The organism is Candidatus Babeliales bacterium (assembly GCA_035455925.1).
GTDB lineage: Bacteria > Babelota > Babeliae > Babelales > Vermiphilaceae > SOIL31.
In genome coordinates this window covers 39647-63311 of sequence record DATIEE010000015.1, presented here as the reverse complement: position 1 = coordinate 63311, position 23665 = coordinate 39647, and the positions used below count along the sequence as shown (strand labels likewise).

General features: G+C 31.4%; 24 protein-coding genes. 10 read left to right on the top strand and 14 right to left on the bottom strand.

Features of this window, described 5'->3' with window-relative positions; all coding sequences use genetic code 11:
- From rplU to VLB80_02605, 3 genes are all read left to right on the top strand, one after another.
- On the top strand, positions 1-370 hold a 370-nt coding region (gene rplU, locus VLB80_02615), incomplete at its 5' end, for a 50S ribosomal protein L21 (GenBank protein ID HSC25086.1).
- Positions 371-811: 441 nt separating this feature from the next.
- Positions 812-1495 carry a hypothetical protein gene (locus VLB80_02610; GenBank protein HSC25085.1) on the top strand — a complete coding sequence of 228 codons (684 nt, stop codon included), beginning with the start codon at positions 812-814 and terminating at the stop codon, positions 1493-1495.
- On the top strand, positions 1467-1730 hold the full coding sequence (locus VLB80_02605; protein ID HSC25084.1) for a hypothetical protein: 264 nt from the start codon (positions 1467-1469) through the stop codon (positions 1728-1730). The genes VLB80_02610 and VLB80_02605 overlap by 29 nt, the downstream gene beginning before the upstream one ends.
- A 7-nt stretch (positions 1731-1737) precedes the next feature.
- On the opposite strand, the gene VLB80_02600 is transcribed toward VLB80_02605, so the two are convergent.
- From VLB80_02600 to VLB80_02575, 6 genes are all read right to left on the bottom strand, one after another.
- Positions 1738-2463 carry an SDR family NAD(P)-dependent oxidoreductase gene (locus tag VLB80_02600; GenBank protein HSC25083.1) on the bottom strand — a complete coding sequence of 242 codons (726 nt, stop codon included), beginning with the start codon at positions 2461-2463 and terminating at the stop codon, positions 1738-1740.
- A 12-nt stretch (positions 2464-2475) separates the two neighbouring features.
- Entirely contained in the window at positions 2476-3117 is a 642-nt protein-coding gene (locus VLB80_02595; protein HSC25082.1) for a TrkA family potassium uptake protein, read from the bottom strand.
- A gap of 21 nt (positions 3118-3138) precedes the next feature.
- Positions 3139-4494 carry a potassium transporter TrkG gene (locus VLB80_02590; GenBank protein ID HSC25081.1) on the bottom strand — a complete coding sequence of 452 codons (1356 nt, stop codon included), beginning with the start codon at positions 4492-4494 and terminating at the stop codon, positions 3139-3141.
- Positions 4495-4506: 12 nt separating this feature from the next.
- Complete coding sequence (locus VLB80_02585) at positions 4507-5832, bottom strand: glycine--tRNA ligase (protein HSC25080.1); 1326 nt, start codon at positions 5830-5832, stop codon at positions 4507-4509.
- A gap of 281 nt (positions 5833-6113) precedes the next feature.
- Positions 6114-6884 (bottom strand): hypothetical protein, encoded by a 771-nt coding sequence (locus VLB80_02580; GenBank protein HSC25079.1) that lies wholly within the window; start codon positions 6882-6884, stop codon positions 6114-6116.
- 484 nt (positions 6885-7368) lie between these two features.
- A complete protein-coding gene (locus tag VLB80_02575; protein ID HSC25078.1) occupies positions 7369-8130 on the bottom strand; it encodes a hypothetical protein in 762 nt (253 codons plus the stop codon).
- Between the two features lie 219 nt (positions 8131-8349).
- On the opposite strand from VLB80_02575, the gene VLB80_02570 reads away from it, so the two are divergent.
- Together VLB80_02570 and VLB80_02565 are read left to right on the top strand one after the other, a co-directional pair.
- Positions 8350-8937, top strand: a complete 588-nt coding sequence (locus VLB80_02570; GenBank protein ID HSC25077.1) for a hypothetical protein — start codon at positions 8350-8352, stop codon at positions 8935-8937.
- A gap of 100 nt (positions 8938-9037) precedes the next feature.
- The gene (locus VLB80_02565; protein HSC25076.1) at positions 9038-10684 is read left to right on the top strand and encodes a trypsin-like peptidase domain-containing protein; all 1647 of its coding nucleotides are present in this window, start codon (positions 9038-9040) and stop codon (positions 10682-10684) included.
- Positions 10685-10836: 152 nt separating this feature from the next.
- Here VLB80_02565 and VLB80_02560 read toward each other — a convergent pair whose 3' ends face one another.
- From VLB80_02560 to VLB80_02550, 3 genes are all read right to left on the bottom strand, one after another.
- Complete coding sequence (locus tag VLB80_02560) at positions 10837-11304, bottom strand: hypothetical protein (protein ID HSC25075.1); 468 nt, start codon at positions 11302-11304, stop codon at positions 10837-10839.
- A gap of 69 nt (positions 11305-11373) precedes the next feature.
- Complete coding sequence (locus tag VLB80_02555) at positions 11374-12243, bottom strand: zinc metalloprotease HtpX (protein HSC25074.1); 870 nt, start codon at positions 12241-12243, stop codon at positions 11374-11376.
- A 16-nt stretch (positions 12244-12259) separates the two neighbouring features.
- The gene (locus VLB80_02550) at positions 12260-12742 is read right to left on the bottom strand and encodes a MerR family transcriptional regulator (protein ID HSC25073.1); all 483 of its coding nucleotides are present in this window, start codon (positions 12740-12742) and stop codon (positions 12260-12262) included.
- Positions 12743-12908: 166 nt separating this feature from the next.
- Here VLB80_02550 and VLB80_02545 point away from each other — a divergent pair, with 166 nt between their 5' ends.
- The 3 genes from VLB80_02545 (at position 12909) to VLB80_02535 (ending at position 15774) form a co-directional block, all read left to right on the top strand.
- A complete protein-coding gene (locus tag VLB80_02545; protein ID HSC25072.1) occupies positions 12909-13973 on the top strand; it encodes a hypothetical protein in 1065 nt (354 codons plus the stop codon).
- 104 nt (positions 13974-14077) lie between these two features.
- A complete protein-coding gene (locus VLB80_02540) occupies positions 14078-15289 on the top strand; it encodes a hypothetical protein (protein HSC25071.1) in 1212 nt (403 codons plus the stop codon).
- A 65-nt stretch (positions 15290-15354) separates the two neighbouring features.
- A complete protein-coding gene (locus VLB80_02535) occupies positions 15355-15774 on the top strand; it encodes a hypothetical protein (protein HSC25070.1) in 420 nt (139 codons plus the stop codon).
- Between the two features lie 10 nt (positions 15775-15784).
- Here the strand turns inward: VLB80_02535 and VLB80_02530 are convergent, their stop codons facing one another.
- Both VLB80_02530 and VLB80_02525 read right to left on the bottom strand, forming a co-directional pair.
- The gene (locus VLB80_02530; GenBank protein HSC25069.1) at positions 15785-17503 is read right to left on the bottom strand and encodes a hypothetical protein; all 1719 of its coding nucleotides are present in this window, start codon (positions 17501-17503) and stop codon (positions 15785-15787) included.
- Between the two features lie 70 nt (positions 17504-17573).
- A complete protein-coding gene (locus VLB80_02525; GenBank protein ID HSC25068.1) occupies positions 17574-18473 on the bottom strand; it encodes a hypothetical protein in 900 nt (299 codons plus the stop codon).
- Positions 18474-18704: 231 nt separating this feature from the next.
- Here VLB80_02525 and VLB80_02520 point away from each other — a divergent pair, with 231 nt between their 5' ends.
- Positions 18705-18872 carry a hypothetical protein gene (locus tag VLB80_02520; protein ID HSC25067.1) on the top strand — a complete coding sequence of 56 codons (168 nt, stop codon included), beginning with the start codon at positions 18705-18707 and terminating at the stop codon, positions 18870-18872.
- The gene (locus VLB80_02515; protein HSC25066.1) at positions 18869-19201 is read left to right on the top strand and encodes a hypothetical protein; all 333 of its coding nucleotides are present in this window, start codon (positions 18869-18871) and stop codon (positions 19199-19201) included. The genes VLB80_02520 and VLB80_02515 overlap by 4 nt, the downstream gene beginning before the upstream one ends.
- Positions 19202-19231: 30 nt before the next feature.
- On the opposite strand, the gene ppsA is transcribed toward VLB80_02515, so the two are convergent.
- From ppsA to VLB80_02500, 3 genes are all read right to left on the bottom strand, one after another.
- Positions 19232-21628 (bottom strand): phosphoenolpyruvate synthase, encoded by a 2397-nt coding sequence (gene ppsA / locus VLB80_02510; protein ID HSC25065.1) that lies wholly within the window; start codon positions 21626-21628, stop codon positions 19232-19234.
- 30 nt (positions 21629-21658) lie between these two features.
- Positions 21659-22861: a clostripain-related cysteine peptidase gene (locus VLB80_02505; GenBank protein ID HSC25064.1), complete on the bottom strand. Its 1203-nt coding sequence runs from the start codon at positions 22859-22861 to the stop codon at positions 21659-21661.
- A 175-nt stretch (positions 22862-23036) separates the two neighbouring features.
- Positions 23037-23573, bottom strand: coding sequence for a hypothetical protein (locus VLB80_02500; protein ID HSC25063.1), 537 nt, complete (start codon positions 23571-23573; stop codon positions 23037-23039).
- Positions 23574-23665 lie beyond the last annotated feature (92 nt).

Here is a 23665-nt window from a genome sequence, read left to right as displayed (position 1 = left end):
TCTAAGTAGAAATGTCTCAATTGGTAGGGAAAATCGGATGGTACAACAAGAAAAATATGGTAGATATGCGATATTTGCTAACGGTGGTAAGCAATATCAAGCAATTGAAGGTCTTACAGTTGCTATTGAAAAGATAGATGGCGAAACTGGTGATACGTTTGAAATTAATACAGTATTGTTTCGTAAATTAGCTGAAGGTCAATTCGAAATTGGTCAACCGCTTGTAGACGGAAAAATTACTGCTACAATAGTCAAGCAAACCAAAGACCCTAAGGTGATTGTGTTTAAATTTAAACGACGTAAAAAAGTGCGCGTTAAAAATGGACATCGTCAACCAAAAACGATTATAAGAATTGATACTATAGCATAAATATTTTTATAATTGTGCTGTAAAAATTAGGAGACTCTAATGAGTCTCTTTTTTTTATACAAAAATTTATTTATTTTCAATTTAAATATACTACGTAGTATTGGTAGATTATTAAGAGTAAAAATACTCACAAAAGAACTGTTATGAATTATAGCTTAAAGCAGAATTTTTTAAAATACTGTATGGTATTGTTTGTGATGTTTTTGGAATGAATAGTTTTTCTATGATAGGGGTATTTTCTCCAAAAGATATTGCTTATGCACTTCAAAGTTGAATTTAGGTTATAATACAGTGTATTTTAAAAGACCTTTATTTGCCTATTTTTAATAAATTAATTTCTTTATCTGACATATGTATCATTACCATTGCTTAATAACGTTTTTTTAGTAAGATAATTGTAAAAAAATAAGACATCATAGCATATAAAAAGGAAGTATCTAATTGATGTGTATAATTTATTATTTTTGGCAATTAATTTTTTTATTAATAAGTGTAATAATACCACTTATATGTATGGAATATGATCATAATGTTGTTAATTTTATGGGAGATTGTTCTGTTGTTTCTATAAAAAAATCGAATGTAGTGTTGATGAATAGATTATATAACCATTATCTGAAAAATAAAGAAGAAGCAGATAGGGGTTGTATGGTTCCGCGTTTGTCTTATATATCTGGTCAAGCATTGAATGTAGTGCATAATGCGCTTACCGTTAGACCTGATAAATTTAAAAATTATTATGATAAACTATCTCAAAATGAGCGTACTCTGCTTATAAAAACATCAGGTGAATATAATGATGAGGGAAAACAAGTCATGCTTGATGTTCCTGAAATAACTAAACGATTAATTAATGTTTATTTTGATGATAATAATTTGTGCGATCATATAAAAAGTTATTGGAAAGATGAGGAAGAAGAAGATATTCGCTCTTATTTTAAAGAAAAATTTATTTTGGGTATGGGACTATCTCCAACTAAAAAACCAGTAGCTGGTTTTATAGAATGTTTTTTGCAGGACGATATTTATCCAGGATCATTGTTTATTAATAATAGTCATGCGATTGATCAATATAACTATTCTATCCCTGTAAGGATTGCGAATAAAGAACAATGGCTTTCATGAAGAAATTTCTTTATTAAGTAATGTCGATACAAAGTTGCTGCAAGAAAGTGAACATATATTTTTTGCAAATAGTGGAGTAACATCATTAATCAAACGATTATGTAAAGAATGTAAAGAAAAAGGAATTATAACCTTAGATAAAAATAGTTCAACCTATGAGATGTTGATGGATTGGGCTAAAGATCAATCTTTATTAAAAATTTTGAAGCAATGTTTACCTATCCAAGAGAAATGAAAAATAATTAATCAATTTTATTATAGATCCAGTCTGGTGCAATATATAATGCCCATGCTACGATACGCCAGATTGGAGAAACATAAACAATTTTCTTTTTTTGTTCAATACCATCAAAAATATAGTGCGCAGCCCGATGAGCAGAAATCATCCAAAATGGCTTTCTATAAGTATGTGCCATAGCGGTATCAACAAATCCTGGTTTAATGTCAGTGACAGTAATTGTAAGTTTTTCGCGAGCAATTTTTTTTCTTAATCCTTGCAGGTAGTTTGAAATAAAAGCTTTTGATGCATTATATGCAGGTGCGGCATCATTACCACGAATGCCTGCAATAGAAGAAATTACCGCGAGATGTCCACTATTTTGTTGAATAAAATAATGCATACTCGCTGTTACCATCCTGCAAAAACCAGTAACATTAACATCAATTGTTTTTTTATCAATAGCAAAATCTAGCGCTGGATTTCGATCCCCAATGCCAGCACAAATTATCATAATATCGACACCATTCATTTCATTAATTAATTCTAAAAGTTTGCTTTGAGCATTGTCATTAGATACATCAATAATAGATTTGTAAGTTTTTACACTTATTTCCTGCTGAAGAGATGTAAGAAGGTTTTCTTGTGGCGCAGCTATACCAACAGTGTATCCGTTAGTAGCCATGATTTTAGCAAGCTCTCGGCCCATACCAGAAGAAGCACCAATAATAATAACCTTTTTTTGCTTCATTTTGTCCCTTTTTTATAATTTCGCTAGTTTTTCCAAACTTTTATTTGGTCCAGCAAAAATGAGTTTATCAAGTTCTTTGATAATATAATCGGGACCAATGGCTATAATTTTTTCTTCTTCTTTTTTACCAATACAATAAATGTTATAGTTGATAAAAAAATTTAATTCTTCAATATTTTTACCAATAAAAATATCAGGCGCAACTACATTGGTAACAGAAAAATTTTTAGCTAAACGAGTTACATCGACAAATGGGGAACTAAGATTATCAGCCAGACGAATACCAATTTCTTGTTCTGGTAAAATAACGCGATCAGCACCAACAAGAGATAAGATTTCTTTATTAAGATCATCAATTGCCCGAGTAATAACATACGGTGTTTTAAGATGTTTTTTAAGCAGCGCAGTGATAAGTATTGTTTGTGTGCTATTCTCGCCCATAGCAACGATTACCGTATCAATTTCATCAACGCCAACACTACGCAATGATGCTTCATCAGTGACATCCATAACAATTGCATGTGCAACAGAATCGCGAATAGAGGCGATAATTGATTCGTTATTATCAATAGCAAGCACTTCCATACCATTTTCTGATAACACTGTTGCTACTTGATAACCAAATCGTCCAAGTCCAATAACACAAAATTTCATCTGTTTCCTTTAGCTCCATTGTTATCCGAGCATTACTCGCTCTTCGGGGTAGGAGAATTCAATAGTTTCTTTTCTTGTTTTTAGTTTAAGACCTAAAATAAATGTAAGTGAGCCTATGCGACCAATAAACATAGTTGCCATGATAAATAGCTTACCAAAATCAGATAATTTTTCTGTTCCTTTGTACGAAAAACCTACATTACTAAATGCAGAAACAGTTTCAAAAAAAACATCTAAAAAATTCCAACTTGTCTCTGTTAATAACAAACAAAATGTCGTAAATAATATCCATCCTATACTTAATGCTATAATCGCAATAACTTTATATATTTGATCAAGTGGAATTTCACGTTCAAATATTTTTACTGATGTTTGGCCATTAATTGCCGATCTAATCGTGCTTAAAAAGAGCACAAGACTAGTAATTTTTATACCACTTCCCGTGGATCCTGGCGCCGATCCAATAAGGCCAATAATCATTATAAAAAAAATTGTTGCGGTATGAAAATCAGGTAAGTTGCCAAGCACAAAACCGCAACTTTTAAATGATATTGCATGAAAAACAGCATTCGCACATTTAAGTGGAATAGAGACATTGTGTAATGTATGACTATTTTCTAGGATAAGAAATAAAATGGTAGCGACTACTAACAATACGCTCGTACCATATAAAATAATTTTACTATGCAATGAAAAACGATGAGGTTTTTTAGAAAAAAAATAAGCATAACCATGTAGCATAATTTCATGCCAGGTAATAAATCCTAATCCACCAAAAAATGTTAAAAAACTAGTTGTTATAAGAAATAAATAATTAGTGCTATATCGTTGCAAATTTTGTTCTGTTAAAAAATGAAAAAATGATATACCAGCATTACAAAATGCTGATATTGAATGGAAAAATGAATAGAATAATGCATTTTTTAATGAATACTCTACCTTAAATATAGAAAAAAATAATAATGCACCTATAACTTCAAGGGTAATTGTTGCAGTAAACGTAAAAATAAGTATTTTTTTTATATTCTCCCATGAATCAAGTTCAAAAAGTTGTCCTGCCATAAACCGTGTTCCAAGACCTAAATCGATAAAAAGTGAAATAATAAAAAGGCTCATAGTTGCAAGACCAAGTGCTCCGATTTGAATGAGTCCAAGAATAACTGTTTTGCCAAAAAAGGTAAAATTGCTAAGTGGAATCGTAAATAATCCGGTAACACATGTTGCAGATGTAGCAGTAAAAAGCAAATCTATAAATGCTATTGATTGAATATGGGCTATTGGCAATGCAAGTAGTAATGTTCCACAGATAATGAGAATAAAAAAGGAAAAAATAATAATATGCGCTGGGGATATATCAATTAATTTTTTCTTGCCCATGTAGTCCCTTTATTAATCCTTCTTAGGATGTAACATGTCGGTAAGATATAATTCAATCTTTTCATTACTTATACGTTCTTGTTTAAGCGTGTCACGATTACGCACAGTAACGCAATTGTCATTTAAGCTATCAAAGTCATAGGTAAAGCACAGAGGAGTACCTATTTCATCCTGTCGACGATATCGTTTACCAATTGATCCTGATTCATCAAATTCTACCGTAAAATCGCTGTTGGCGATTCGTCGGTATATTTGTTTCATGTTGTCACTTAATTTTTTAGTAAGCGGTAGAAAAGCAGCTTTAATAGGAGCAATTGATGGATGTAATGCAAGAACAGTTCGTTCTTCGCCACCTAAATTATCGCTGCGATAAGCATCAAAAAGAACGGTTAAGAAAAGCCGATCACTTCCAACGGAACACTCAATAACATGTGGCATATATGATTGCTGTGTTTCCTCATCAAACACTGATAAATCTTTTCCTGAATATTTACTGTGTTGCGTTAAATCAAAATCACCACGATGAGCAATGCCTTCAAGTTCTTTCCAACCAAATGGATATTCGTATTCAACGTCACTTGTTTTTGATGAATAATGCGATAATTCATTTTGTTCATGCGCACGCAAACGAATACGATCAGGGTTAATACCAATTGTTTTATAAAATGCAAGACGTATTTTAGACCAATAGTCAAAATATTCTTGAGATTGTTGCGGTGAACAAAACCATTCAAGTTCCATTTGTTCAAATTCACGCATGCGAAAAAGAAATTGTTTTGGTGTTATTTCATTACGAAAGGATTTACCAATTTGTGCAATACCAAATGGGAGTTTTACACGATTTGAAGACATTACATTTTTGAAATTTATGAAAATAGATTGTGCTGTTTCTGGACGAAGATATGCTGAGGAACCCTGTCCTGCAACTGCACCAAGATCTGTTTTAAACATCATGTTAAATTGCCGTATATCAGTCCATGCATTTTTACCGCAGTGAGGACACGGTCCCGTAATATTTATATCAGGATCATCCGCACGAAATCGCTTTTTACAATTAGTGCAATCGATCATAGGATCATTAAAATTATCACTATGTCCTGAAGCTTTCCAAATACTTTCTGGACCGAGTAATGATCCTTCGAGAAATAAAATTGTTTTATCAGAAGATTTTATTGATTTCTTCCATGCATTTCTAATGTTATCTTTTAACAATGTACCAAGAGGACCAAAATCATAAACACCATTTATTCCACCATATATTTCTGCTGATTGAAATACCAATCCACGCCTTTTACATAATGCAATGATATCTTCGAGTGTTGGCCTAGGGAGTGACATAAAAAGATCCTTTATAATTTTAATGTAAGCGCAATTATATTATGATAGCGGTTTGATGTGATTTTGACAAATTCAACGATATTTTTTGTGGGTAATGGTAGTAAAAAATGATACTATCAACATATATACTGCACTCTACAAAAGATAAATTATCATGAAAAATTTATCTTTTATAGAGTACAAATGTTTTCTAAATTGATACAAAAAAATCACGTGTATATTAATAAAACAGAAACTATTTAGAATATAATCTCAACAGAAAAATAGTATCACATTATTTTTTATATATTATAGTAATATTCTTCACCATATCTTGTTTTAATATATTCTTGAAAGACTGGAATTTCTTTGATGTATTCTATAGCCAATTTATCGTAAGTATATAAAAATAGACTATTGGAATTCAGTGCTTTTGATGCTTTTATGCTTTGATTAATTTCATTTACATATTCTTCAGTGGGAGAAATTGATTGATATATTATAGATAGGTCTTGATTAGATTTTATTTCTTTCTGGTCATTTCCATAGATTGCATCATTATTATACGATACCTTATGCTTACCATACTGAATTTTTTTTTGTTCAAGCGCTTCAACCAATCTTTTTTTTCCTAATTTTTCAATTTTTTGATCTAATTTTAACTCTGGTTGATTAAAGTAAAAAAATGATTCATAAGGATTAAGAGCGTCAACATAAACTTTCTTTTTATGTGTTAAGTTTCTCTGAAGTGCAGAATAATCCACTAAAACAATTGGAACAAAATTATTTAACAAAAAATCTGGGCTCTTAAATAAAAAATCTTTGTCTTGATTTAGATATACTGCTGTCATATTACGTTTTATTAAACTTTTAACTAAGTCATGATTATCATGACTTGTTTTGCTAAAACTCATAATACTATTTCCATTCATGTAATTAACAACTGTTTCTTGACGTTCAACTGGTAATTGACCAAATGCGAATGGAATAATAGCAGTATCCATTGCAAAATAAATGCTATGTATTGACGCAACAAGTATAAGCATATGTACTTTTATCAAAAAACTATTCATACAAAAAATCTCTCATTGAAATTATTATAAAAAAATTAAATACTATATTTAATAGTACATTAGTGCTTAAAATAGTCAAATTTGAATTTACATACAATAAAGAATTGCTTTTTATCATTTATAGTGCTATGGACTATATCTATTTTTATGAAGTAACAATACAAAGCGTTAAAAGCCCAAATGTGAATAATTTTTTGGTGAATGGTCAAAGTTTTTAGATCAGTAAAAAATATCATTAATCTGCTATGAGCTATTAAATAAAAATATTATTTTTGTTGATATATCATTCGATATCACATTGAATAATATTAGCAAAATTAAGCATAAAAATTTTTTGGTAAATATGTATTTAAAAAAAAATAGATGCTTCAAAATAAGCATCTATAAGTAAAATTTTAGTTATAATAATAATATGTATTTGTTTCTATTTTCAACAAATAGATGCTTCAGCAAAGAAGAAGCATCTATTTGTAATAGACTTTTTTTATATATTATTGTAATATTCATCACCTTGTTGTTCTTGAATATATCCTTTAAATACTGAAATTTCTTTAATTTTTTTTGCAGCTAAATTTGCATATTCAAGTTCCATTATTAAAAAAAATTTGTTTATAAATTCCATAATTTCATTGTGTTTTTTTACGGAGTCTTTGGTTGGATTAATTAATTTATATATTTGATCTATATCCTGATTAGATTTTACTTGTTTATCGTTACAATAGGTCATATCATTATTATATGATACATTCTTTTTACTATATTGAATTATTTTTTGTTCAAGAGCTTCACTTAATTTTTCTTCGCCTAATTTTTCAATTTTTTGATCTACTTGAAATCCTGGTTGCTTAAAATAAAAGGATGATTTATAGGGATTAAGAGCATCAACATAAATTTTTTGAGTTTTTGTACTATTGCTATACAATCTAGAATGATTTACTAAAATAATCGGGACAAAATTGTTTAATAAAAAATCCTGATTTTTGGATAAATAATCTTTGTCTGAATTTAAATATGCTACTGTTATATTATGTTTTATCAAATTTTTAACTAAGTCATGATTATCGTGACTTGTTTTGCTAAAACTCATAATACTATTTCCATCCATATAGTTAGCTATTGATTCCTGGCGTTCGACTGGTAATTCCTCAAATGGAAAAGTAATAATTGTCGTGTCCATCATAAAAGTAACATTATTTATTGATGCGATGAATAAAAGCATAGAAGCTTTTGTTAAAAAATTATTCATAAAATCCTCAATTGAAATAATCATAAAAATAATAAATATTGTATTTGATTATATATTGATTCATATGTAAGTCAAATTTTGATTAATATACTAGTCTGCACATTGAAGTTATAAAATTAAATAAAAATATTTTTGAAAAACTTTGATAAAAAGGTAATGCTATTTGTTATGTTTTAAAGAAGTTTTTTTATAATCATTTTTTAAATGAGGGAAGAGAATATGAAATGTATTAAATACGGTGTATTATTTGTTGTTTTATGGAATATTTCTATTGTTTGCATAACATTACAAGATGCTCAAAATGTACAGGTAAATAATTTTTTTAGTGAATGGTCAAAGTTTTTAGATCAGGTTATTGATGCCGAAAAATACCCGTTGTCCGCTGAAAATGAGGCAATATACCAAGCATTTATTAAGCAAGGAACAACGTTAAAAATTCCAAAAGCTACGGGAAATAAGCATTCTTTGACGGATTTGAAAAAACAAATGAAGTTGATACAAAAACAAAATGAAGATAAGCAACGCTTTTTTGAGGAATGGTCACAATTTTGTGATAGTGTTGCTAATGCAAAGCAATATCCAATTTCTTCAGAAAATGAACAAATATATAATGACCTTCTTGAACGAGGAAAGAATTTATCTATCAAACAATCCTCCTTAGAAGAACTACAACAAAAAATTAATATTATTCGTGAGCAATTAAGCAAAGAACAATTACGCAAAGAAGAATTGAATAAGGAACAACTAAACACAGAAGAATCAAAAAAGGAAGAAGCAAAAACAGAAACAGTAGATACCTCTCAATAAAGCCAAAAATGCCATATACTTGGTTTTTATCAATTATACTGTAAACTATTTTTTATTAAACGATATAGAGCGATAATATTATTGAAAAAGGTTATATAGTATGATAATAAAAAATGGCGTAATAATAACCGTATTAACGGGAATATTTTTTTTACTTTTTATTTCTGTGATATATGTATACAAAAATCAACTTCGACTTGAAAATCAATGGGAGTTATCACAACAAAAAAATATTTTCCCACCAATACATCAACCAACTACACATGTAGTTGAAAACATGGTTACAAGTTCCCAACTGTGGCGTCCAGTACAAGATCGTGTACGAGATACAGTGATTCAATTGTTTGCGCAAGTTTCTGCTACGGATTTATTAGAACCATATAAAACACCACAGCAAGGCACTGCGTGCGGTAGTGGTTTTTTAATTAATGATCAAGCGTATGTAGTTACCAATGCACACGTAGTAATTTCAGCAAAAACAGTGTGGGGACAGCTTCCTTCCTTAGGAAAACGTATTATCGATATGAAAGTTATTGGCATGAGCCCTGAGCACGATTTAGCATTATTGCAAGTCACACAAGAAGGACGAGATCTTATTACCAAAGAACTAGGTGGTATTCCGTATTTGCCATTGGGAGATTCTGATCTTGTACGTCGCTCAGATGATGTTCTGGCGCTTGGATATCCTTTGGGACAGCAATCGTTTAAAAGTACAAATGGTATCATTAGTGGTCACGAGCATCATTTAATCCAGATGAGTGCACCAATTAATCCAGGAAGCTCTGGTGGCCCATTACTTAATGTTAGAGGTGAGGTGATTGGAGTAAATTCATCAGGTGTGACTGAAGCACAAAATGTCGGCTATGCTATTCCGATTAACATTTTAAAAACTATTTTAAATGATCTTTATACGGTAAAAATATTAAGAAAACCTTTCCTCGGCGTAAGGTTTAATAATAGCACTGAAACATTAACTAAATTTTTGGGAAATCCATTACCAGGAGGCTGTTATATTATCGAAACAGTTAAGGGCAGTCCATTTGAAAAAGCTGGTATTATGCGTGGTGATATGATTTATGAAATCAATGGGCATGCTGTTGATATGTACGGTGATATGAGTGTGCCATGGAGCGAGGATAAAATTTCTATTATTAACTATCCATTACGTTTATCAATTGGCGATACAGTAAATGTTGTAGTTTTTCGTAAGGGACAAAAAAAGACATTTACTGTCCCATTCGGTTTAGCTGACCCACAAGCAATTCGTTCTGTTTATCCGGGATACGAAACAATTGATTATGAAATTTTTGGAGGCATGGTTGTTCAAGAACTAAATGTTAATCATATACGTATGTTGGGAGAACATGCATCTGGCTTGCGCAAATATAGTGAATTAAAATATCAGTCTGAGCCTGTTGTTATTATTACCCATGTATTTCCTGATTCTCAATTGTATCGAGGTCGTAATATGCCGCTTGGCGCAACATTACATGAAATTAATGGCGTAAAGATCAAAACACTTAATGATTTTAGACAAGCAATTAAAAATAGTGTGACAAAAGAATATCTTACTATCTCAGCTGCTGATAATATAACACGCTCAGCAGAAACTATTTTTGTGGTGTTAGAAATGAATAAAATTATTCAAGAAGAACCACGTCTTGCACGTGATTATCGTTATCAATTGTCTGAAACAGTAAAAGAAGTTTTACAATTAGCGAACGCAGGAAAAGCAATAAATAATTAAAATATATCCATAATTATCTATATGATGTAGTACATATTAATCTATTGATAAAAAAAATAAGAAAAGTTGTATATTTGCTATTAAAAAAAAGAGAACATCAGTTAATCACTATGATGTTCTCTTTTTTTTAATAAAATTTAATAAAATAAACGTTAATGTATACTTTGTTTATTGAGAGGTTTCCATTTTTTAAGCAATTCTTTACACAGTTGTTCTTTAGGATTTATGTGTGGATTACTATCTAATTTTTTAGTTGTTTTTTCAATACTAGATCGCATGATTTCATGATCAAGTAATGATGAGTCAAAATGATCAATGGTAGGAAGTAAGTTTTTTTGTCGTGCTTTTTGTTGTACATGATCATTTATTGCATCCGATAATAATGTGTCAAGAATTTCAAAAAAATCAATTATACCATGATGCATATCTTCCAAAACATTAGGATCAGATAATGCAGCAGCCTGTTGTATAGTATCATGTAATCCCTGAGAAACTGCCTTGGTAATTATTTTTTTTAATTTATCTGTATCATATCTTCCAAGCCATTTTAATAAATGGAGCAATTCATACGAAAGTGCGAATTGTGCATTACTGTCGTGTGAGAATGAATCGTTATTCATATTATGCCTTTCGTGATTTGAAAACAAACTATACAGCTACTTTTTTTAGCCTTGCACAACTATGTATCATTATGACAATATTTTTTTAGAAAGTTGATGTAATCGTGCTATTCTTTTTTCTATTGGTGGATGCGTTGCAAATAAATAACTCCATGAATGACTAACAAAAGGATGCACAATAAATAGTGAAGCAGTACTTGTTTGTTGCATATTGTCTGCATTAAGACTACCATTTTTTGTGCTATTTTCCAATTTTTCAAGAGCACCTGCAAGGGCAAGTGGCACACGTGAGCACCGCGCCCCCGTATCATCTGCCGCATATTCTCGTGACCGTGAAATTGCCAGCTGTATAAGCATTGCAGCAAACGGCATTAAGATACTTATAACCAGCAAAACAAATGGATTTTCTTTACGTCGATCACTGTTTAACGAACCCCATAGAGCTACATGGCGTAACATATATGCAAGATAACCAATAGCGGAAGCAATTGTTGCTGCGATCGTTGTTATCAATGTATCTCTATTTTTGATGTGAGCAAGTTCATGAGCTAGGACTCCACGTAACTCTTCATTATCAAGAATTGTGAGAATGCCAGTTGTAATAGCAATCGATCCTTTGCTAGGACTACGACCTGTTGCAAAAGCATTAGCCATAGGTGTTGTAATGAGCCATAATTTTGGTACAGGAATATTCATAGTATATGATAAATCTTTGACTATTTCATAGATCCAATGATAATGAATTTTATCAAGAGGTTGCGCATTGTATAAAGAAAGAACTATACGATCAGAAAAGAAAAACGCAATACCATTCATTATGAATGATAAAAAGAAAGCCATTTGTATTCCCGTAGATCCACCAATCAATCCACCGATACATAGTAACAATGTAGTAAGTCCAATTAAGAGAAATGTTGTTTTAAGTATATTAACTACCATAATATCTCCTTAATTTTTAGTCTTCATAGTCAATTTCCCAACTAGACATATCAACCGCTTCTGCCTGTTTTTTGGTACTATTATCCTGCTTATTCGTTGCAACATCAGTTGCTGTTTCCTTTTCATCTTTGTTTTTAAGCCGCAATAATCGCTGATAACTGTTTTGTACAATTTCTTTTGACTTTTCATTTTCTTGATCAAGTTCTTGCTGTGTTGAATCAAATATTTTATTCATCTCATTTTGCATTTTTTTAATTTGTTTTTTTAAGCGCAAGATCATTTCAACACCAGCTAAATTAATTCCCATTTCATGCGTTAAATAAATAACTTCTTCTAGCTGATCAATATCATCTTCAGAGAAAAGTCGAGTGTTACCCGATGATCGTTTAGGACTTATCAGTCCTTGTTTTTCATATAAACGCACTGTTTGTTGATGCACAGAAAACATTTTTGCAACAGCAGAAATAGAAAAGAAACCTCTTTTTCTTCGAATTTTCATTGTATATACCTAAAAAAACTACGTACTAGAAATTAAGCTATTATAACCTGCAGATACTTTAGTATAGCATATATTTTTTTGCAAATCTTGTTGAATCTAGTTTTTTAAGGGCATTATTTTGTAAAATTACAGTTGGAAATATTTAAATTAAGTGTAGGGAGGTCGCATGAGGGGTTATGGACGATATAATCAATGCCTATTAATAGTTATGATTGTTATGCATATGTCATTAAGACTAATAGCAGCTTCAAATATATATATTCCTTCATATGATGATCGTTATGAAGAAGATATACGACAAGCGAGAACTATTAAAAATTATTTCAAAGAACCAGATGATGGATTAAATTATGCTCAATATCATTATGTTGGCGCTCATGCTGCTGAAAAATATGTACGTTTTTTTCCTGAATACACATTACAAGACCAGCCCGTACCAAGTTTATTAGCAATCGGTGTTCGAGGGTTAATGCTAAGTACCTATAATTGGTCATTAGGATGGTCATCAATTCTTCGAGAAGGAGTAAGTATAGTATGTTCTAATCCCTCAAAAGAATCGACTGTCTTTCGGAAAAATGGCAAGCCATTGTATCAAACTTTACACTACGAAATGAATCGTATTTTTAATTTTTTAAAAGAAAATCAACAGGCAATAATAACCATTCTATTTGACGATTATTCTGATAGTAGAAAAATGTCTCGAGACATAAGAGAGATCATTATGAAAAATGATTATGACCCATTATTAAAACCATCAAATTGGCCACATGCTCAACAAAAAGGTGAATGGCCAACATTAGGTTGGATGCGTAAGAATAATAAACGCTTAGTGATGTTTACGCAAACCCATGATCAGCATACTGATGTGACATGGCCAACAAAGTATTATTTCTGGGAAAATATGTATGGTTCTATTGATGAAAATATGGCTTGTACCGAAGAAAAAGAATTTGTATCAAATGCTATCAAAAACAATCGTAGTTTAGTGAGCTTTAAATGTTATGGAAGCGTTGCAGCTAATTCTACTGCTCGAAACAGTAAGCAATGTTTTGAATATTATTTTGCAAAAAACTTAACAATTAGTTGCCAAAATAGAAAATTTGCGGATGGCAAGATATTTAATGTTTATTGGGCTGACCATATTATAAATGCAGTAAATGCTTTAATCAAGGATGGTAAAAAAACAGTTTTTGACTATGTGAATGAATTAAATAGCCAAAATGGTAAGTAATCTCTTTTTGTATGTGTAAGAAAATATTGCGTCCAGAGAATAGCTTAGTCTAGGCTGAGGTCAATTGAGTTTTCAGCGTTAGAATATTCAACCAAGGAGGTGCCATGAAAAATTATTGTACGTATATATTTTTCTCTTTGATTCTTTTATATAATAATAACTTAAGCTGCTTTGGTGAAAAAACAATTTTTGGAATTCGCTCACAAGGGTTAGATGAGGTTACTGAACTAGCGGGATGGCAACAGAATATTTATAAATACGATCAGGACAATAACTATGGAACGATTGCTGCAGCAGCTAAATATACAAGATCTATTAGACCTGATCAAATATCAAATTTTTTATTTGGAGCAGAACGACTTCGTTTTTCTGGTAGTAAGGCAGAGCGTCAACAAGGTGATATTTTAGCCGATTATTTTGGCCTTCCCGTTGATTTTTCTAGTACAGTACTGTTTTCACCTCACATTAGCAACACCATTATAGATTTCAATTGGTTTCAAGCATTTGATGGATATGTGCCTGGTTTATTTATTATGGTGCATATGCCTGTTGTACAAACGAAATGGAATCTTTATTTTCAGGAGGTTGGTATAAACCCTGGAACTTCTTTTTATCCAGCAGGATATATGAGCGATATGCGTATTTCAGCAGATAATTTGCCTCATAGCGTTATGCAAGCAATGCATGGTACAACCTCATTTGGTGACATGCAAGAGCCATTACATTATGGTAAAATTTTTGGTCGACAAACACGCAGCAGAATAGCTGAATTACAAACAACATTAGGCTGGAATTATAATCAACCTTGGTATCATGCTGGTATTAACTTTCGCGTAGGGGCTCCAACAGGAAATGCTACTAATGCAGAATTTATTTTTGAAGAAATTGTAGGAAACCGTCATCACTGGGATGTTGGATTTGGTTTATCCGGTCACGTAAACGTCTGGTCTGATAAAGCCAAAGGACGATGTTTAGCATTATATATTGATGCGCATATATCGCATTTATGTACATCGGTGCAAAAACGTTCGTTTGACTTTACCGCTAATGGGGCAGGCAGTAGGTATATTTTACTAGAACAGTTCCAAAGCCCGGCACAGGAATTGCTTATTAATAATGAAATACCAAATAATCAATATGTAGGCAATTTATTCCCCGCGATTAATTATACAACGTTCGATACAAAAATTAGCATTAGCGTACAAGCAGATATTGTTTTTAAATTAGCATACCAACGAGATGGTTTTGAATGTGATCTTGGGTATAATTTTGGGCAAACAGTAAGGAAAAATTACATTGTCGCGATACATTTATAGAAAACAGATTTGCATTAAAAGGTGATGCACAAATTTATGGATTTACTGATACTGACAATAATGCGGTGGCGTTAAATGCTACGCAAAGCATGGCAACTATTTTAGGTGGACAAGGAACAGCGAATAGTAATTATCAAAATTTAAATGCTGATAATCAACCAGCGCTTGCATCCACAACAACAGGAATATTAAATCAATTGAATATAGCAGATTCAACTGATCTTGCTATTGCGCAAGTACAAGTGAGAGGCTCTAATCCTGCATTATTACTTAAAGATAGTGATATTAATAATGAATCCGGCATTTTACCACGAGCATTATCAAATAAAGTATTTGTTTATGCAGGTTGCCGTTGGGACAATCGAGATGATTTAGATCCCTATTTAGGCATAGGTTTATCCGGAGAATTTGCTAATACAAATCCATGTAATAACGCAACCTGCTCACAATGGGCTATTTGGGTGAAAGGTGGAATCGCGTACTAATATACTTTCATTAGAGTATAGATAGGAGGTATTTTGTGCCAATAAAAAGAAGTAGTGATGTTATCAAGGCGTTTCCAGTGTGACTATAACACAAATATAGTATTGAGGGTAGAGCTGCAATAATTGGAAGTGAATAAAAATAATGAAACCTTCGCAAGTCAATCAAGATTTTTTTAATGTAATCTTGTTGTATTTGAGAATATGTTACAATATCACAGAGCGTATGGGTAGCATGGGAAACATTACGTTCTCTTAAATAAGTAAACTTATTATTATCCTTGATGGGAATTATATGTATTTTGTGAGGAAAGTTACAAGAATTGCTGGTATCCCACGTATGAATTATTTTGGTCTTTGTAGTGTTTTGAGACGTAGTAATTAAAATAGTTTTTATATAATTCGTTTTTTTAGTTTCTTCACTGATGTGAATAATGGTTGTATTTTCATCTAAAGGATAAATCTGTTGAATATAAATTCTATGATCTTCCAGGTCATCATAATGTCTCTCCTGCATTTCAAATAAAAATTTTTTTATAGTAGTAATAGTTAAAAAATCTTTTTTTACTAGAGAAGGTAATGAAATAGATGTAAGTTGTTTTTTTAACGTAGAGCTAGAGAGTAGGCTGTGTATAATTGTTGTTTCACAGTCATCTCGTAAAGGACAATTATTTATGTTTTGTGTAATGGTTGCAATTTCTATTTCATTTGCTTTATCTAATGTATCTTTTATTTGAGAAAAACTTGTGCTAATCGTCCTGTTAGCCTTATTATATTTTGCTCTTTGGTTTGATAATGCGGTTATAAGTTTATGTTTTTTACAGCAATTGATGTTATTTGTATTATCTTTATCATATTGATAATCTAATTTTTTTAAGATCTGTTTTTGCTTTATTTTTTCACCTTTTCTATTAATAAGCTCTGCAAAAAATAGTGTATCTTTATATGAATTAATCCAATTAATTGTGGCATCAGTGTTAGGAAATAGATCAATAGTTTTATTGTTGGAAAGATTAGTTATATCAATAATAAATATTTTTCCATTTTTAAGGCCTAAGCAAAGAATTTGTTCTTTTTGATTAATCCCTGAAGAGAAAAATTCCTCGATAAAATGGAAGGTGTTTTGATTGCTTAAAGCTAAATTATTTTTGTTCCACGTTGTTATATGTCCTTGCGAAGAAACTACTAAAAGATGCGACTGAGTACTATCAATAGTATCTATAACATCATCGCTACCCAAGTGTGGAGAAGCTGTTTGTAGTATAGTTAATGAATGTTCTGGTGTAAGTTTAAATATATTAAAAATATTTCTGATATTTCGCTTTTCTTGTAGAAAATAAAGCTGTGTACCATGCCCTACAATCATAGTGTGTGGATCAAGTAAATGTATAGCTGATACGGGCGTTTTATTATCAATTTCTGGAATTGGTTCATATCTTCTATTTATGCCAGTTTCAATGTTAAGCAGAGACAATGGATTATCGAGAATTTTTCCTCCATAATAATCTGTTATTGATCCAGCAAAGCAGATAAAAACATTTGGTTGATTAGAGATGTGATTACTGACAATATAATTACCCTTACTCCATACACCCAAACTTGCCCAGTGAGAAATAGTGTTTAATATGGTTTGCTCTGATTTTGTATATTCTACAATAGGGTTTATTTGTTCCATTCCATAACAAGACAAGCAACCTTGAAGTAAAATAAAAAAATAATATTGTTTAAGCATGATAACTGTATTATACAGTCATTTCAGTTGTTTAACTAACGTTAAATAGCAGCTTTTATTAAAAAAAACTTTAATCCCTATTTCTTGCATATTTTTCACTGCGTTCTTTTATAGTGCAACATTCTCTCTTTAATTTTTTAGATAATTTACAATTAAATTTTTTAGAATTTCCATAACCCATAATATCATTTCGCCAAGACAATAAATTAGTCCTTGTGTCCTTTATATACTTATTTCGTGCTGACTGAAGATTCTCAAAAGTTTTTGTTTTCAGACATGATCGAGTAAATGCTTTACGATTATTTTTTAACAATTCAATTTCTTGCTGAAGCACCTGATGCATTTTATTAAAGTCGTCTTGTTGCAATTTTTTTTCTTCATCAGGTTTTATATTCCAATAAAGTTCCATTTTATGAAGCTGCATTTGTAAAAATTTAAGTTCATCATGAAATGATTCGTTTTCAATAAAATTACATGAAGTTACATTACGATTACCTGTAGTACACAACTCAAAGTAGGGACTTTGTTCATCAATACGCACTTTACGTATTTTTCCATTTATATTTAAATCAATTTCACAAAAATGTTTCTCTTTTTTTTTTGAAGATTCACTACGCAAGTTTTTTACATGCCAATCTTTCCATTCTTTTTCATGCATAGCCATATTTTGAGCAAATTTTAAAATCTCAATATCTTTGACTGAAGGATTTTCAATCTTATCATTATTAATATCTGAGCAACGATTAAACAACTTTATTGATAATAAATCTTTAGAAGAAGGTTTACCACTGGACAATTCAGGAAGAAATTCGCGGCCAGCCACGTTAAATTCTTCTAAGGCAGTAACAAGTGGAAGCTTTTCTACAGGTTTACCAAAAAAATATTGTTTTAGTTGTGTAAAATAATCCATCGCACGAGCTTGACTCACAAAACTCAGTCCAATTACAACAATTAATATGTATTTTTTCATATATTCTCACTTAATTCATACAGTCATATAATACTTTATTATATTCAGTTTACCCCCCCCTATATTTTGTCAAATGGTAATATATGAAAAACAAACAGTAGCTAAAAAAACAACTTGTTACCTCATCTTTTTCATTAAACCAAACTATATTATTGCTATCTGAAATTTATAACAGGTAGTATTAAAGTGAAACTGAGATGTATTGATAGTGAAAACAATAAGGACTGTATCATGAAAAAATATGTAATATATTTCATCATCATTGGCACGACAGCCACTAAGAACATGGTATCATGTCCCTGTGAATTTTCGTCTAACGATAAACGTCCTTTTTTTGAGCAATATGAAACGCCAACAAATAGTCCTACAACAACACAGGAAGAGGAAAAAAAACCGTGAAAAAAACATTATTATTCGTGTTATTCATAACAATAACATTTCCTCTTATTGCTGGCATTGATTGTCTTGACAATAGCCAACATCTGCGCCTACCGTATGATGATAAAGAATGGCATTCAGCAGCATGCAACTGTAATTGCGCTACAATAAAAGGTAGTCGGTGCATTGAATGCAATCACCTGCAAAATGCTCACACATACACAATCATTACAACCCCCAAAAAAAATATCACTAAAAAAATAACTCACTCAACGTATGTTGATCCAAAGCTTGTTTTTGAAAAACTTGTCATGAGATACACGCGTAATAAATACGGGTATATTGAATAGAAATAGTAGTATTTATAAATAAAAAAAATTTCATTTTTTCGCATAACTCATTAAAAATGCAAGTACCTGATCAGCATTTAACGAAAGAGAATCAATTCCAGCTCTAATTAAAAAATCTGCAACTTCCGGATAATCAGAAGGCGCTTGACCGCAAACACCTATATACCTACCGCGTTTATGTGCACCTTCAATTGCCATTAACATCATTTTCTTTACCGCTTCGTCACGTTCATCAAATAATGCTGCAAGAATTGTTGAGTCACGATCAACCCCCAGTACCAATTGTGTTAGATCATTAGAACCAATCGAAAACCCATCAAAATAATTGCTAAACTCTTCAATCAAAATAACATTTGATGGTATCTCGCACATCATCATTAATTCTAATTCATCTTTGCCTTGTATCAAACCATGCAATGCCATTGCACCAATAACCTCTTTTGCTTCTCGGATAGTACGCACAAAAGGAACCATAATTTTTATATTCTTAAAACCCATTACCGCACGAACACGCTCTAATGCCTGACACTCCAACGCGAATGCTTCTTTATATCGTTCATGACAATACCGAGATGCACCACGAAATCCAATCATCGGATTTTCTTCAATAGGTTCAAAAAAATTCCCTCCAATCAAATTGCGATATTCATTACTTTTAAAATCAGACAACCGCACGACAACAGAACGAGGATAAAATGCCGCTGCAATCATTCCAATACTACACGCCAGCTGTTCAATAAAAAAATCTGTTTTTTTTTCATATGATGCAGTTATATCATCTATCTGTCTACGAACTATTTCATCATGAACAGACTCAGGATATATTAGCGCCATTGGATGTATTTTTATAATGTTGGTAATAATAAACTCAAGACGCGCAAGCCCTACACCAGCCACTGGCAAAAACGATAATTTAAATACATTATTTATATCGGCAATATTTATCATAATAGGAACGGGTGATGATGGTATATCAACTAGAGCTGTTTTACGTACCGTATATTCAATTTTTCCTTTATACACTGTTCCTATAGCTCCTTGTGCACAATCAAGAGTCACAACATCGCCATTTTTAATTGCTATAGTACCATTTTTTGTACCAACAATTGCGGGTATTGCCAACTCACGGCTAACTATTGCGGCATGGCAAGTACGTCCTCCGCGATCAGTTATAATTCCCGCCGCACGCTTCATAACGGGTACCCAATCAGGATCAGTCATCTGCGTTACAATAATATCACCATCACACACTTGCGCGATATCTTTTGGACCTTTTACCACTCGTGCATTACCAGAAACAATTTTAGTACCTATACTTAAACCAGTAACAATTACTTCATTTACAACAGCTGCACCGTTATTTAAAATATATTCTTGCAGCACTAGTTCTTGCTTACCTGCATAAATAGTTTCCGGTCGCGCTTGTACAATATAGAGCTGTCCATCTTTTCCATCTTTTGCCCATTCAATATCCATTGGAGACCAACTTTTTTTCAAGTCTGAATAATAATTCTCTATGGTGACAACAAACTGTGCTAATTCAATTATTTCATTATCAGATAATGCAAAACTATGCTGATCGCTGTATGGCACATTAATAGTCTGAATTGCTTGATTATTACTGCTAGTATAAACAATTTTTGTTTTTTTATCCCCACAATATTTTTTAACTATTGATGAATATCCTAAGTTAAGCGTTGGCTTATGAATAATATATTCATCAGGCGTTACCAATCCCTGTACAATTGATTCACCAAGACCATATGACGCTTCAATCATGACAACATCTTTAAAACCACTCTCCGTATCCAATGAAAACGCGACCCCAGATACTGCACAATCCGAACGAATCATTTTTTGTACACCAACAGAAATTGCCACTTTAAAATGATCAAATTTTTGTGCAATGCGATACATAATTGCACGATCATTAAAAAGAGATGCGATACTTTTTTTATAAGCCTTTAGAAGATTCTCATCACCAAAAACATTTAAAAAAGTATCTTGCTGCCCTGCAAATGATGCTGCTGGTAAATCTTCCGCAGTTGCAGAAGATCGAACAGCAACATCGCTCTCCTTTTCATTATAACGAGAAGAAAGTTTGTGATAAGCAGTAATAATTTCTTGCGCTAAATCATCAGGTATACATGCATTACTAATAAGATTACGAATCTCTAACCCAACTTTTTGCAAAACAATAATATCATCAACACTATCTAATGCACGCATAATTTGTTGCATATGAGTCAATAACTGATTTGCTTCAAGATAATACCAGTAAGCATCAACGGTTATTGCAAATCCGGTAGGAACTCTAATTGCGTGGCAAGAAAGCTGCGTTATCATTTCACCTAATGAAGCATTTTTTCCACCAACGGTTGGTATATCAATAAGACGTATATCTTCAAAATATTTAATATAACGCATACCTATTTTCTTTTTTATTTATTGCTTTTTTTATGATAAAAATGCTTCCAAGAAATTTAACCAATTTCTATTATGCTCTGTCCAGTAAAGACCATAATAGGAAAAATCAATAGAATAACGAGGAAAATAGATAGAAAGACCTCCTGCTTGCTTATAATTAGCGCTAGTGACATTAGCTTTAATAATAAGTGAAAATAAATTTATGCCTTCTTTTAATAAATCCTCACATTGCTTATTTATTATTTTTGATAACTTTAACCCAGAAATATTTTTTAATAAATTTTTATAAAATTGACACAAATCAATATAAATTCCTTGATCAAACGAAGGACAAATACCATATTTAATGCATTTTTTGATAGTATCATTCACCGCAATTTTATTTATTCCCATAAGCTGTGTTTTTAGAATTTGAGCAACATTATTACAATTATTTACGAGCAAATTTACCGCGTTTAAATCAGTTATTGACAATGTATAATCAGTTGTTCCAACATATTCCTGATTATAGGCAGTTATCATAAGTTTAGCGAAAGAAAGCGAGTCAAATGTTTGTTGGGAAAACTTATTTAAAATATAAGCATACTGATACCCATCACCCGGAATTGTCTCCTCTGATGCAACAAGATAATCTGCACATGACGATAATGTATATGCCATTTCCAGGGAAGCTAAAAGACAAGCATCAAATGCAATAATATCAAACTTTTTACCACTTCTTAGATTATCACGCGCCCATGAAAATGCTTGCAAACAATCACGGTCTGTCAAATAATGATTTGTATCATCATCATAACAAACACCTCGAGGGTCCATAACAATTTCAGATCGATTTAATGGCCCAGATCCGTGATTCCATAAAACTGTTGCTATATGATCTGACGGATAATCAACACAGGCCCACTGCAAAGCTTCTTCTAACGTTGCAACACTACCACTATCACGAACCATATTTTCACCAATTTGAATCAATGCTCCTTTTTCAACATATAATTTCTTGGTAACTTTAGATTGTCCATCCTCTTGTAATGTAAGATAGACAATGACATTAACATTTGCATTAGATCCTGCTTGCATCATCTCTTGTAGATCCAAAGGAGCAAATGAATTTAAATTATTTGCCGCTGCCATGTAAACTAAAAATGTCCACGGCTTTTTGATTACTGCATCCATACCACATATAACAAAAAAAGCACTTATAAAAAATAAGCACTTCGCTAACCCTCTTTTCATAGAAATCCTTTCAAAAATGAAGTTATTAAAAAGAATAAATCTATTCTAAAAAAATAAAACCACTATTATCAAGCTTCCTAGTAGTATATTCATTATACTATTATAAAAAAATAGGTTTAGATGTTTCCACCAAAAACCTATTTTTTTATAATATAATCAAAAATTATTTGTTATCTTATTTTGATGCTTTTGCTTTATCTAATGCCGCTCCAAAAATTACATCAGGATTATTAACTAATAAATAAAAAGCCGCAATTATCGCAACATATTCATTTAATTTTTTCATTTGTGAAAGTACATACGCATCAAAAAGACCCATCGCTCCAAATGGTTTTTGCATTAATTTTTTACCTTTAATAGTAAAAATAGACCCATCTTCTCTTTGAGTTTCAGTTGATGTATCTTCTATTTTAACAGCTGATCCAACGAGATACTTATCAAACATATACAGTAAATGTTTACATGATTTAGAAGATTCTAATAAATCTTTAAAATCTTGACCTAAATCAGCATATCTAGAATCACTAGATGGCTTTGTATCTAGACGAATTTTCATAGCTACAAGAACAGCTACAAAAACAGAAAGTGCAACTTTTTTATTAACTTTAGATGCAACCGCAGTAACTGAATTACATTCTAGCGAAGAAACTCCAGTTGTCATTACAGCAAGCGCAAGCAATGTTGATTTTGCATGTTTATTAAAATTCATCATAATAAAAACCCTCTTTATAAATAAAAAAAACTAATACTCTTATAAATCATATACAATTATACAAAAAAGTCAAAAAGTCTTTATTCGTATTA